The following is a 13,493-nucleotide window of genomic DNA, read 5'->3' as shown; positions in this document are numbered from 1 at the left end:
ATTTTAAGAGGATAAGGTTTTTAACAAAAGATTGTAACTAAAATTGTTACATGCGCAAACATTTCGCTTTTAGAATTGTATTTTCACTCGTAAATAATTTTATATGTTATTAGTACAAAACATTCGCTTAAGTAGAATTTTAAGAAATACATGGCAGGTTGATCTTATTATGATCGTTTCCTGTACCGGAGCTTATTTGATTCGTGAATATTTAATTTCTCATCATTTCGAGGTTTCTTCTATTATTCCAGCAGTATTAGGTACGGCAATTGCTTTTTTTATTGGTTTTAATAATAATCAGGCCTACGATAGATGGTGGGAAGGTAGAAAAATTTGGGGCGCTTTAGTTAATGATTCCCGCTCATTTGCCCGTTGCTTAATTAATTATGTAGATAATGATGATGAGGCTGTAAAAAGAATGGTTTTTAGGCACATTGCTTTTTTATACGCCCTAAAAGCCAATTTAAGGGGGACCGTTGATGAGATTTATATTAAATATTTAACTCCCGATGATTTAAAGGAAATTGACAAGCACAATAATACACACAATGCTATTTTGAATATTCAATCCAGAGATCTGCAGAAATTATCTAAGGCAAATGCTATAGATGGTTTTAGGTTTATTGAGATTAATGAAATGCTTACACGTTTTTCTGACTCAATGGGAATGAGTGAGCGGATTAAAAACACAATTTTTCCTACTACTTATACCTATTTAACTAAGGTTTTTATCTGGCTTTTTGTAGTAACCTTTACCTTGGTTATCAGCCAATCGGCAGGTGTTTTCTCTATCTTTTTAGGTTGGATGATAGGCTTTGTATTTGTATCAACTCAAATTAATGGAATGAGTTTAGTTAATCCCTTCGAAAATAATTCTGCAGGTGTACCACTTAATCAGATTACAAGAACAATAGAAATTAATCTGCTTCAAATGCTTAAAGAAGAAGATATTCCTGAACCGGTAAAACCCATTAATGAAGAGTATGTGCTTTAATCTTCTATTTTAGAATGATGTTTAGTGTCTTTCATTGTGCTGTACAAAACCAACGAAATTAACACACAAAAACTCACGTAGATATAGAAGTAATTTTCATGCCCGATATTTTTAAACCAAAGCGCTAAATATTCTGCGGTACCGCCAAAAATGGCAACAGTTAGTGCGTAAGGAAGGCCCACACCTAATGCCCTAATGTGTGCCGGAAATAGTTCTGCTTTTACCACCGCATTTATACTCGTATAGCCACTTACAATAATTAAGGCACCAATCATTAATAAAAATATTACGGTTGTACTTGTCGCAAAAGTTAAAGTAGTTAAAATTGGATAGGTACAAAGCGTACCCAATATACCAAAGCCAATTAGCAAGGGTTTTCTGCCTATTTTATCAGATAGTAAACCAAATAAAGGCTGTAAAATGGCAAAAACTAAGAGCGAAGCGAAAGATAAAAGAGTCGATTTTTCTTTAGTTAAATGAACCGTATTTACCAAAAACTTCTGCATGTAAGTACTAAAAGTATAAAAGGCTATTGTGCCACCGAGCGTAAGACCTACCACCGTTAAAACTTCTTTCGGGTATTTTAAAAGACCTCTAATTCCGCCTTTTTCTGCTTTTTCACTAGTTGCTTTAAAAGCCGAAGTTTCGTTAATATGCCTGCGTAAATACAAGGCAATAAATGAAAGGATTGCTCCAATAAAAAAGGGAATCCGCCAACCCCATGCGTGTAATTCTGCCGATGTTAATAACCAGTTTTGTAAAATTAGTTGAATACCTAAAGCCAAAAGCTGTCCGCCTATTAATGTTACATATTGAAAGCTTGAATAAAAACCACGGTGCTTTTTTGTTGCCATTTCACTTAAGTAAGTAGCAGAAGTTCCGTACTCACCACCAGTACTTAAACCCTGTATAAGCCTGGCAAAAAGTAATAAAAGCGGTGCTGCAACGCCAATTTGATTATATCCTGGTGCTAAACCAATAATTAAAGAGCCAATTGCCATAATAAAAACAGATAGCGTCATTGATCTTTTTCTGCCATATTTATCAGCAATGCTTCCGAATAGCCATCCGCCAATTGGGCGCATTAAAAAGCCAACGGCAAAAATACCGGCGGTATCTAAAAGCTGGGCCGTGGGGTTGCTATTAGGAAAAAAGATTGGAGAAAAATATAAGGCAAAGGCAGAATAAGTGTACCAATCGTACCACTCAACTAAATTGCCAATAGAACCTCCAAATATAGATTTAAGCCTGTATTCCACATCCTTAATCTCATCTTTTTGTAAAGTATCAGAAGTTTTATTCATACAACGAAGGTTTTAGCACGAATGGCTTAAATTAGAATTATTGAACGGTTAGATGCAGAACAAATATAACTTATTTGTGTTTTAGTTTTTCCCAACCATGAGGTTTTAAACAATAGAATATGAAAGATAATTTTTCAACCCAGGCAGCAGAATATGCGCAGTTCCGACCTACTTATCCTGCCGAATTATATGATTTCTTGCTTTCGCTAACCAATGGACGAAATATTGCATGGGATTGTGCAACAGGTAACGGACAAGTTGCCCGCGAACTTGCGAAGCATTTTAAGCAAGTTTTTGGAACAGATATTAGTGAGAATCAATTGAAAAATGCAGCAAAGGCTGATAATATTTCTTACCTGGTTGAACCATCCGAGCGCAGTTCTTTTGCCGATCATATTTTTGATTTGGTTACTGTAGCGCAAGCCATCCATTGGTTTCACTTTGATGCTTTTTACCTGGAAGTTAAAAGAACTTTAAAGCCTGGAGGTATTTTTGCCGCTATTGGTTATGGTATAATGCAGATAGATAAAAAATTAGATGTTGTAATTAATAAGCTTTATGAAGAAATTTTAGGTAAATATTGGGATGAAGAGCGTCGCTATATTGAGGAAGGATATAAAACAATTCCTTTTCCTTTTGAAGAGATTGCTCCACCGCATTTTTCTATTAAAACAACATGGAAATTCGATCAGTTGATTGGTTACCTAAATACTTGGTCATCATTACAACACTATAAAAAAGCGAATGATAAAAACCCCATCGAATTTGTGTTTACAGCTTTAAAAGAAGCTTGGGGAGATGATGCAGAGAAAGACATCACTTTCCCGATCTTACTAAGAGTTGGTCGTTAATTGTTTTGCCTAATTAAAGAAAAAGAACAATTTTGAGTGACTGTTCTTTTTCTTTAAAAAACGAAATATACTTGTGTAAGTTTTATTTTAGTAAATCAAGAATGGCAAGTGTAGTTAACTTTTTCTGTTCACCACTTTGCATATCTTTTAAGGTAAGTTCTCCACTTGCAATTTCATCGCCACCGATTAAAATTACATAAGGAATTTTCTTAGCATCAGCATAGGCCATTTGCTTTTTAAGCTTTGCTGATGAGGGATAAAGCTCGGCAGCAATTCCTGCATTTCTAAACTGTTGAAGAATGGGTAAAGCGTATTTTTCTGCTTCTGCATCGAAATTGCTAATCAAAACCTTTGTGCCTATTTCTGCCGATAAAGGAAAAAGATTTAATTCTTCCAAAACATCATAAATACGATCGGCACCAAAAGAAACACCAACCCCGGTTAAATCTTTAAGGCCAAACATACCAGTTAAGTCATCATAACGACCGCCACCACCAATACTTCCCATTGCAACCTCATTGGTTTTAACTTCGAAAATACAGCCCGTATAATAATTTAAGCCACGAGCCAAAGTAATATCAAGCTCTAATTTTGCTGTAAGTGGCAATGCATAAGCAATTAAACTATCAACATATTCAAAAACCTGCTCAATTTCTGTAATACCTTTTAAGCCCGTTTCAGAAGTTGCTAAAACAGATTTTAAGCTTGCAAGCTTTTCTTCATTTGTTCCTTCGAGCAAAATTACCGGGCGAAGTTTTTCTAAATCCTCTTCTGTAAAACCACGTTCTAATAACTCTTTACTTACACCATCTAAACCAATTTTATCAAGTTTATCAATGGCAACAGTCATATCAATTATTAAATCAGGTTTACCTATAATCTCGGCAATGCCTGATAGAATTTTTCTATTATTAATTTTAATAACGAAATCTTTAAGGCCTAATTTACCTAAAGCTTCATCATAAATCAGAATAAATTCGGCTTCGTTTAATAAACTTTCTGAACCAACAACATCCACGTCGCATTGATAAAATTCGCGGTATCTACCCTTTTGTGGTCTATCTGCACGCCAAACTGGTTGTACTTGAAAACGTTTAAACGGTAGTGTAATGTCATTTTGGTGCATCACTACATAGCGTGCAAAGGGCACAGTTAAATCGTAACGTAAGGCCTTTTCAGAAATTAGCGAAACTAATTTATTACTGTTGTTTTCTTCGGAAAAATCAAAAGATTTCTTTTTAGGATCGTTTAAAAACTCTCCAGAATTTAAAATTTTAAAGATCAATTTATCACCTTCATCACCATACTTTCCTGTTAACGTTGAAAGGTTTTCCATACTTGGTGTCTGGATTTCTGCATAACCATATTTTTTGAAAACCGTTTTAATGGTATCATAAATAAAATTGCGTTTAACCATTTCTACCGGAGAAAAATCGCGGGTACCTTTTGCTAATGAGGGTTTAATAACTGACATAGCCGCAAAAGTACAAAAATGTAATGTTTATTAATACAGCTCAAATGCTTCTTTTATTGTACCATAAAAACAATTAAAAGGAATAAGGCAATTGGGCAGAGCGAAACCTAGGCATTAGGCTTACCGAATACTTTTATCATATCTATCTAAATATCCAATATAATACCTTGGTTTAATGGCAAAAAAACTAAATTTGCGATAACAAAATCAAAAATATAATGAGTTTCAGAATAGAACACGATACCATGGGCGAGGTACAGGTACCTGCCGATAAATACTGGGGTGCACAAACCGAACGCTCACGCAACAACTTTAAAATTGGGCCAGAAGGTTCAATGCCAAAAGAAATTGTACATGCTTTTGGATACCTTAAAAAAGCCGCTGCCTTAGCCAATACCGAATTAGGCGTTTTAACTGCCGATAAAGCAGAATTAATTGCTAAAGCTTGTGATGAAATTATTGCAGGTAAACTGGATGATCAGTTTCCACTGGTAATATGGCAAACAGGTTCGGGTACCCAAAGCAATATGAATGGGAACGAAGTTATTGCCAACCGTGCACACGTAATTAATGGTGGTCAGCTTTCTGATGATAAAAAAGTACTACATCCAAATGATGATGTGAACAAATCGCAATCATCTAATGATACCTACCCAACTGCTATGCACATTGCTGCATATAAGCTTACAGTTGAAAATACAATTCCTGGTTTAGAGAAATTGCGTAATACTTTAGCTAAAAAGGTTGAAGAGTTTAGTACAATTGTTAAAACTGGTCGTACCCACTTTATGGATGCAACACCACTTACTTTAGGCCAAGAGTTTTCTGGTTACGTACAACAAATTGATAACAGCATTAGAGCCATTAAAAATGCTTTAGTAATGGTTGCTGAGCTTGCTTTAGGTGGTACGGCTGTTGGTACAGGATTAAATACACCAAAAGGCTATGATGTTTTAGTGGCTAAAAAAATTGCCGATTTAACAGGTTTGCCTTTCATAACTGCTCCAAATAAATTCGAAGCTTTAGCGGCACATGATGCTATGGTTGAATTATCTGGCGCATTAAAGCGTACAGCTGTTTCTTTAATGAAGGTGGCTAATGATGTACGTATGTTAAGCTCAGGCCCACGTTGTGGTATTGGCGAAATTGTAATTCCTGATAATGAACCAGGATCATCAATTATGCCCGGTAAAGTAAACCCAACACAGCCAGAAGCTTTAACTATGGTTTGCGCACAGGTAATGGGTAATGATGTTGCCGTTTCTATTGGTGGTGCAACTGGTCATTTTGAGCTAAATGTTTTCAAACCTTTAATTGCAGCTAATGTTTTACAATCGGCACGCTTAATTGGTGATGCCTGCGTATCTTTTAATGATAAATGTGCAGAAGGTATTACTGCAAACTTGCCTGAAATTGAGAAACACTTGCAAAATTCGTTAATGTTGGTTACAGCATTAAATCCACATGTAGGTTATGAAAATGCAGCTAAAATTGCTAAAAAGGCACATAAAGAAAATAAAACTTTAAAAGCAGCAGCAGTTGAACTTGGTTTATTAACCAATGAGCAGTTTGATGAATGGGTTAGACCAGAAGATATGGTTGGAAGCTTAAAATAACCTTAACTCAATTAACACATAAAACCCCAAAGCGTAATAACTTTGGGGTTATAAATTTACTACCCTTTTAAAAATGCCTGCATTAAACAAAACAAATTCTATTAAAAATACAATGCACAATTCAGGTTTAAGGCTTTTTTATATTTCTCTCGTTACTTTTATCGCATTGCTTGTTGCAAGTTGCTCCTTTAGCCCTAATATACAAGGCAAGGGTGAGGTTTTTATGCAGGGTGTTTGGAATGAAGATTCTGTCGCTTTTAGTAATAAATTAACTAACTATACTCAACATCATTTCAAATTTACCTGTGATTCTTTTTATGTAGACTTAACCACGCACAGCAAGGTTAATTTTTATGAAGATTCTTGCTACAACAACGGTGTTTGGAAAGAATATGCAAAAGGCGTTTATGCCGTTAGGGGCGATACTTTGTTTTTAGGCGGAACATTTACACACGCCAATTACAAGCAAAAAATTTCCGGTTGTTACCGCATCGGCAGATATGATAAAAACTTTCTGATTAAAAAATCATCTGCAAACACATTGTTACTACAAAGTTTAAGCGATCAACGAGAAACAACTTTAACTTTGAAAGAAAAAATTACCTGCGTACAAAAAGAATTATAAAATGATATTTACATCCATTCAAAAGAAATTATTTACAGGCTTAATGTTTGTCGCATTAGCCTACATGCCAATAAAAGCAAGTGCTTGGGGTATGCTTGGTCACCGTATTGTGGGCGAGGTTGCTGATAGTTATCTAAAAGCTAAAACCCGTAAATCAATAGAAGCCATTTTAGGCGGCGAATCGTTGGGCATGTCTGCTAATTGGGGCGACTTTATAAAATCAGATTCTACCTACAATTATATGTACAACTGGCATTTTGTAAACCTTGCTGCAGGACTAACAAAAGATGGTGTTTTTAACTATCTGGAAACTGAAAAAGGACCTAATGTGTACAATAAAATCCCTGATTTAATTGCTGTACTCAAAAATTCGAAAAGCACATTAGACGAGAAAAAACTTGCTATACGTATGTTGGTTCACCTGGTTGGCGATTTACATCAGCCAATGCACACGGCACGTAAAGAAGATTTGGGTGGTAACCGGGTTTCATTATTATGGTTTGGTGAAAAATCTAACCTGCATAAAGTATGGGATGAAGGTTTAATCGATTATCAGCAATTAAGCTATACAGAATATGCAAAAGCAATTAACCATCCTTCGGCTATACAATTGGCTAATTGGCAAAGCAGTAGCCTAAAAGATGCTGTTTACGAATCATACAATGTTTGCAATAAAATTTATGATAATATTAAACCAGACGCAAAATTAAGCTACCGCTACAATTTTGAATGGATTGCTACCGTAAACGAGCAATTGCTTAAAGGTGGGGTTCGTTTAGCGAAAATTTTAAACGATATTTACGGTTAGATTATAACCGTAAATATCGCCTCTCTCATCTAAATATTAATGCCTAAATACGCTCTTTTTTTTCTCTTTGTTCTGATTTCTTCTTTTTCTAATGCCCAGAATTACTTCTTAACGGGTCATATGATTGATCATTTATCTAATAAACCGATAAGTGAGGTTACGATATCCTTGAATAAAAATAATTTTCAAACTGATGAAAATGGATATTTCAAAATTTTACTAAGGAAAGGAGAACAAATCGTTGCTTTTAGTCATGCGGCGTACATTAAGCAAACTGTGATTTTAAATGTTGCCGATCAGGATATATCAAAAGATTTTTTTTTAGTGCCTTTTGAAAGAGATTTAGCTCAGGTAGATGTCAAATCCAAAAAGAAAAATGAGGCATTAAACGGGTATTTAAACAATTATCAGGCAGTAAAAAAAAGTGATGTCGAAAAACTTCCTGGCTTTTTAGGTAATCCTGATTTATTAAATGCCATTAAAACTTTACCTGGTTTTGCGAATGGTGGCGAAGGAAACTCGGGGCTATATATTCGAGGCGGTTCTTCAGGTCAAAATTTGTTATTATTTAATAATTCAACAATTTATAATCCATCACATCTCTTAGGTTTCTACTCAATATTTAATACTTCAGCAGTTAAAGAAGCCAAAGTTTTTAAATCCGGTATTCCTGCGGAATATACAGGCAGGTTATCTTCAGTTATAGATGTTAGCAGTAACGACAGCATCATTGATACTTTATCAGGCGAGGCATCGATAAGCTTTTTAGATGCTAATGCAAGTATAGCAATCCCATTAACTAAAAATTGGTCAGTTAGTAGTTCAGCACGGAAAACCTTTATGAATTACTCTGTATGGCCCATAGTTAATCACCTGAATAATAAGAAAAGGTCATCGATAAATAATTTGACATATGATTTGTATGATTTTAATTTATCCACTAGTTTAAAAATTTCAAAACAAAACAAATTATTTGCAACGGCCTATATAGGAGGAGATCAGTTTGGTTTTACGCTGAACAGGTTTGATATTAGCAACCAAATAAGCTGGCAAAATAAAGCCGCATCCGTTAATTGGCAAAGTATATTGTGGAATAAAGGGGTTCTGAATACAATAATTTCATATACTGGTTATGAGTTTAATTTTAACCTAGTTCAACAAAGTAGTAATGCCTGTATTAAATCATCAATATTGGATTATAACGCAAATTCAACTTTGAGAGTATACCTTGACAAGCACTTAATTAAATTAGGGTTGAATTATGTGAGGCATAGATTTAAACCGAACACACCTGATGTGACCACAGGTGATATTAAATTGGATTTTGGAAAGGAAAATATATATCATGCTGATGAAAGCTCAGTTTTTTTTAGTGATGATGTGAAAATATTCAATCGATTATCAGCTTATGCTGGTGTAAGGTTAACCTATTACAGGCATATAAAACCAACTGATTTTAATAACGATATTAACCAAACTAATGAAAATTTTTATAATAAATTTTTTATTGAACCAACCTTAAGTTTGAAGTATAAAATTGATGATGAAACAGCAATAAAATTCTCCTTTTCAAGAAACATTCAAACCGTTCATCTCCTTCCTGTAACTGCATCAAATTTTCCTACAGACTTTTGGATGCCTGCCACAAATGAAATTCCGCCAGAAAAAGGAGTGCAATTTAGTTTAGGCTATTTTAAAACGTGGGGTAAAGGTTTTGAGGCTTATGTAGATTTATATCATAAAAGAATGTCGAACCTGATTGAGTTTAATGGTGGGATGACAAACTTTTTAGATAACTTAAAAATTGAGAATAATGTGTTTTCTGGAACAGGAAAAGTATTTGGTGCCGAATTTTTCTTCAAAAAGAGCTTCGGTAAATTGCAAGGTGCATTAGGTTATACAATCTCTAAAAACAGACGCACATTTGATTTATTAAATAATGGTCAGCCATTTCCTTTTAAATATGATAGAACACATGAGATTAACATTGCACCAAACTACACCATAAATAATAAATGGACAATTTCTGCCTTATTTACCTATTCAACCGGAAATGCATATACCTTACCTGTCAGCCGTTATTTAATTTCTGGAAGCATAATAAATGAATATGGACCATTTAACGGTGCCCGTATGCCTGTTTATCACAGGCTGGATATTGCAACCAATTATGTGATTAATAATAAACGAAATTTTAAAAGCGAATTGTCCTTATCCATATATAATGTATACAATCGTAAAAATCCTATATACAATTACTTCCAGTTTAACGGAGATTTAAATAAATCAATTTCTATTGAGAAAAAATCTATAAATCTACTTCCAATATTACCAGCATTAAGCTATAAAATAACTTTTAAGAGATGATAAAAAAGTCAGTTTGGCATATTATGCTTTGCATAATACTTCTTTCTTGCAAGAAGGAAAAAGTAGATGATGATTATAATCCAAAATTTGTTGTTGAGGGAAGCATTGAGCAAAACGGCTATGCCAATGTAACCATAACACATAATTTACCATTTTATACCTCCATAAATTCTGCCCAGCTTGAAGAAATTATTATTAAATATGCAAAGGTTACTGTAAGCGACGGTCAAACATCAGAAGTTTTAACGGGAAGCTATGAAAAAGGCCAGTTTCCTTATTTTGTGTATAAAGGCTCTGACTTAAAGGGAGTTGTTGGAAAAAATTATTCCCTAAAAATAGAATACGCAGGATATACCCTTAATGCTGAAACAACAATCCCGCCTGTACCTCAATTAGATCGTTTATGGTTTGAGCCAAAAGGCGGAAAGGATTTGCAGCTTAATATTCGTTTCACTGATAACGTAAACGAAAAAAATTACTACAAGATTTACACTAAATTAGAAGAAGAAAGGAATTTTAGCAGAACACTTTTGTCTAATCAGGATGATCAATACTTTAATGGTAAAACTATTAATTTGGCGCTAAATAGGGGTTCAATAAATAACCTTAACGAAGAATATGATCCGTATTTTGTTGATGGAGATAAGGTTATGGTCAAATTTGCTTCCATTCCAAAAAGTGGATATGATTTTTGGCAAGGATTTCAAAATGAAATATTAAATGCTTCAAACCCATTAATGGGGAGTACCAATGCTTTAAAGTCAAATATTAATGGGATGGCAGTTGGTATATGGTGCGGTTACGGAGTTTCAATATATAGTGCAACAGCCAAACAATAAACCATTTTTATAAATTCTTGGAAAGCAAAATGCAAGTATTTTAAGGATACTGGCATTTTGCTTTATACTGTTCGATCTTTTATTAAAAACGATCTATGTAATCTTCAAAAGCAGTAGTTAATTTACTAAAGCCTGTTTCAGTAAATGCCTTTAAGCTAAGTTTAGAATCATCTTTGAAAACCAATCTAGGTTCCATTGAATAATTAGTATAGCTATATTTTACCATTTTAGTTCCATCCCAATATTCATACGAATGAACATCCTCAACAGGAGCAAATGTTACTTTTGCAATAATTGCATTTTCGTTTTTATATACAGCATATACTGAAGTGTACTTATTATATAAATCAGCCTTTTTCTTGTTCTTTTCTGCTTCACTTAGGTTATTATTGCTTGCGCCTTCGTTAGAAATTGATTTAGAATCAATAACGCCAACAAGTTTAATATTCATTATTTCGAAAGAAGCATTTGCATTATCAAGAATACCCTTTAGCTCAGTAGCCTTAATTACCGTATTAATGTCGGCATTTCCATTTCCTTCGCTAGTAAGATTTAGAAGAGAAGTTGTTCCTTTTGCAAAAGATAACGTTGCATTCACTTTTTTAACATCGCTTTTTACATTAACATTAAAGTTAAAAGAACCCATCATTAGCTTTACATCTATAGCAGTTGGGTTGCCATCCGTTTTATAAGTCTGGTTGGTTGTAAGCTTCATCTCCTCTTTATTATCTACAACTAAAGTAGCAGTGGTAGAAGCAGGAAGTTCGTATTTCTGTCCGTCAATTGTAGAAGTAATACCAGATAATGTACTTGTAAAAGATAATACCGCATTATTTGTTGTTGCAGTTTTAGATGAAGGGAATTTAATTTCTAATTTACTATCAGAAGCAGTTTTATTCCATTTTTTCTGAACGAAATCCCAAGTATAAACAGCATAATATTCACTAAGCTTTTTTGCATTAGGTGTGATGGTAGAATTAAAAATTCCATAAAGATTACCACTTTGAGCCGAGCTATAAATAGAGAATAAAGAGCTAAAAGGTAATGTGTAAGTTGGTACATCACCATCAATTTCTATAAAGTGTTTAATCACTTTAATAAAATTTTCATCAGGTAAAGTATTTACAGTGGCAAGGAAATCTGTTCCGCTTTTATCCAAAGCTTTTTTGTGTTCCTCAACAGAAAGGTTAGAATAAGCAAGTTTAACAGGTGGTACTACTTCAGGATCGTCAATAGATTTTTTGCACGAAGAAGCAAAGACAGCCACGAAAGCAGCCATAATAAAGAGCTTTTTTTTCATTTTGAGTATTTAGATTTTTTGTAAAGGTAGGTATACTATTCTAGAACTAAAAATTAAGTTAAATGTAGGTTTGGTTACACAATGGATTTATGGAAATTAATCATAAACTTGTTTATGAAAATTTTAATGGTTTGCCTCGGTAATATCTGCCGTTCGCCGCTGGCCGAAGGTATTATGCAACACTTGGTTAATAAACAGAACCTCAACTGGGAAATTGCATCTGCCGGAACAGGAAACTGGCACATAGGTAAAGCGCCAGATCATAGAAGTGTTGCAGCAGCAAAATCTTTTGGTTACGACATAAGTAAACAAAGAGCGCAACAATTTAACGCCAATATGTTTGCAGAATATGATCTGATTTTGGTTATGGATAGAAACAACCTGCACGATGTTTTGCAATTGGCGAAAAGTAATCAGGAGAGAGAAAAGGTGAAACTCTTTTTAGATAACGGCGAAGTTACAGATCCGTATTGGGATAATTCCCTATTTAAACCCGTTTGCCAGCAAGTGGAAAAAAGATGTAAAGAAATTATCAAGGAGCTTTCTTAAATTTAGCCTTATTAATCTTTCCAAACACATATTATGAGAAAAATCCTGGCATCCTGTCTTGTAGTTGCTGTCGTAATTTTATTGCAGGCGTACATTCCTGTTAAAAAGGCAACAAGAGTTTTAGTGTTTTCAAAAACCAAAGGCTTCCGTCATAATTCTATTCCCGAAGGAATTTATGCTATTCAAAAACTTGGTAAAGAAAATAGCTTTGAAGTAGATACAACAGAAAATGCTTCACTATTTACAAAGGTCAACTTAAAAAAGTATGCTGCCGTTATTTTTTTAAACACAACAGGCGATGTTTTGGATAATGAGCAGCAGGTGGCTTTCGAAAACTACATTCATAATGGTGGTGGCTATGTTGGCGTTCATGCGGCAACAGATACAGAATACGATTGGCCTTGGTATGGTAAGTTAGCTGGCGCTTATTTCACTAGTCACCCAAAAGTGCAAGAAGCAAAATTTATTATAAAAGACAAAAACCATCTTTCAACCAATTTTTTCAAAGATTCTATTTGGATGCATACCGATGAATTGTATAATTTTAAAGATATTAACCCTAATATTAAGGTGTTAATTACACTTGATGAACATTCTTATACTGGCGGTAAAAACGGAGATTTTCATCCATTTAGTTGGTATCATAATTTCGAAGGAGGGCGCGCATTTTACACTTGCCTCGGTCATACCAAAGAAACCTATAACGATGAAATGTTTCTAAAGCATTTATTAGGCGGTATTCAATATTCAGTTGGTAAGAAATAGC

At 34.2% G+C, this 13,493-nt stretch carries 12 protein-coding genes; 9 read left to right on the top strand and 3 right to left on the bottom strand.

Annotated features, from left to right (window positions below):
• Nucleotides 1-103: 103 nt before the first annotated feature.
• Nucleotides 104-994 (top strand): bestrophin family protein, encoded by an 891-nt coding sequence (locus tag EHC72_RS09870; protein WP_131537521.1) that lies wholly within the window; start codon nucleotides 104-106, stop codon nucleotides 992-994.
• Here EHC72_RS09870 and EHC72_RS09865 read toward each other — a convergent pair.
• On the bottom strand, nucleotides 991-2,298 hold the full coding sequence (locus tag EHC72_RS09865) for an MFS transporter (protein ID WP_131537520.1): 1,308 nt from the start codon (nucleotides 2,296-2,298) through the stop codon (nucleotides 991-993). The two genes, EHC72_RS09870 and EHC72_RS09865, sit on opposite strands and share 4 nt — an antisense overlap.
• Before the next feature lie 119 nt (nucleotides 2,299-2,417).
• Here EHC72_RS09865 and EHC72_RS09860 point away from each other — a divergent pair, with 119 nt between their 5' ends.
• Nucleotides 2,418-3,149 (top strand): class I SAM-dependent methyltransferase, encoded by a 732-nt coding sequence (locus EHC72_RS09860; RefSeq protein ID WP_131537519.1) that lies wholly within the window; start codon nucleotides 2,418-2,420, stop codon nucleotides 3,147-3,149.
• An 82-nt stretch (nucleotides 3,150-3,231) separates the two neighbouring features.
• Here the strand turns inward: EHC72_RS09860 and hisS are convergent, their stop codons facing one another.
• Nucleotides 3,232-4,623, bottom strand: a complete 1,392-nt coding sequence (gene hisS, locus EHC72_RS09855) for a histidine--tRNA ligase (RefSeq protein ID WP_131537518.1) — start codon at nucleotides 4,621-4,623, stop codon at nucleotides 3,232-3,234.
• Nucleotides 4,624-4,841: 218 nt separating this feature from the next.
• Between hisS and fumC the strand changes: the two genes are divergently transcribed.
• The 5 genes from fumC (at nucleotide 4,842) to EHC72_RS09830 (ending at nucleotide 10,878) form a co-directional block, all read left to right on the top strand.
• Nucleotides 4,842-6,239, top strand: a complete 1,398-nt coding sequence (fumC, locus tag EHC72_RS09850; protein ID WP_131537517.1) for a class II fumarate hydratase — start codon at nucleotides 4,842-4,844, stop codon at nucleotides 6,237-6,239.
• 73 nt (nucleotides 6,240-6,312) lie between these two features.
• Entirely contained in the window at nucleotides 6,313-6,864 is a 552-nt protein-coding gene (locus EHC72_RS09845) for a fumarate hydratase (protein ID WP_246029412.1), read from the top strand.
• A 1-nt stretch (nucleotide 6,865) separates the two neighbouring features.
• On the top strand, nucleotides 6,866-7,672 hold the full coding sequence (locus EHC72_RS09840) for a S1/P1 nuclease (protein WP_131537516.1): 807 nt from the start codon (nucleotides 6,866-6,868) through the stop codon (nucleotides 7,670-7,672).
• Nucleotides 7,673-7,792: 120 nt separating this feature from the next.
• Nucleotides 7,793-10,039, top strand: coding sequence for a TonB-dependent receptor (locus tag EHC72_RS09835; RefSeq protein WP_165585801.1), 2,247 nt, complete (start codon nucleotides 7,793-7,795; stop codon nucleotides 10,037-10,039).
• Nucleotides 10,036-10,878: a DUF4249 family protein gene (locus tag EHC72_RS09830; RefSeq protein ID WP_131537514.1), complete on the top strand. Its 843-nt coding sequence runs from the start codon at nucleotides 10,036-10,038 to the stop codon at nucleotides 10,876-10,878. Before EHC72_RS09835 ends, EHC72_RS09830 begins: the two co-directional genes overlap by 4 nt.
• An 82-nt stretch (nucleotides 10,879-10,960) precedes the next feature.
• Here the strand turns inward: EHC72_RS09830 and EHC72_RS09825 are convergent, their stop codons facing one another.
• Nucleotides 10,961-12,178: a hypothetical protein gene (locus EHC72_RS09825; RefSeq protein WP_131537513.1), complete on the bottom strand. Its 1,218-nt coding sequence runs from the start codon at nucleotides 12,176-12,178 to the stop codon at nucleotides 10,961-10,963.
• A 114-nt stretch (nucleotides 12,179-12,292) separates the two neighbouring features.
• Between EHC72_RS09825 and EHC72_RS09820 the strand changes: the two genes are divergently transcribed.
• Together EHC72_RS09820 and EHC72_RS09815 are read left to right on the top strand one after the other, a co-directional pair.
• Nucleotides 12,293-12,727, top strand: a complete 435-nt coding sequence (locus EHC72_RS09820) for a low molecular weight protein-tyrosine-phosphatase (protein ID WP_131537512.1) — start codon at nucleotides 12,293-12,295, stop codon at nucleotides 12,725-12,727.
• 33 nt (nucleotides 12,728-12,760) lie between these two features.
• Entirely contained in the window at nucleotides 12,761-13,492 is a 732-nt protein-coding gene (locus tag EHC72_RS09815; RefSeq protein WP_131537511.1) for a ThuA domain-containing protein, read from the top strand.
• Nucleotide 13,493 lies beyond the last annotated feature (1 nt).

This window comes from Pedobacter nototheniae (assembly GCF_004335085.1).
Classification (GTDB): Bacteria; Bacteroidota; Bacteroidia; order Sphingobacteriales; family Sphingobacteriaceae; genus Pedobacter; species Pedobacter nototheniae.
This window is presented reverse-complemented; position numbering and strand designations above follow the sequence as displayed.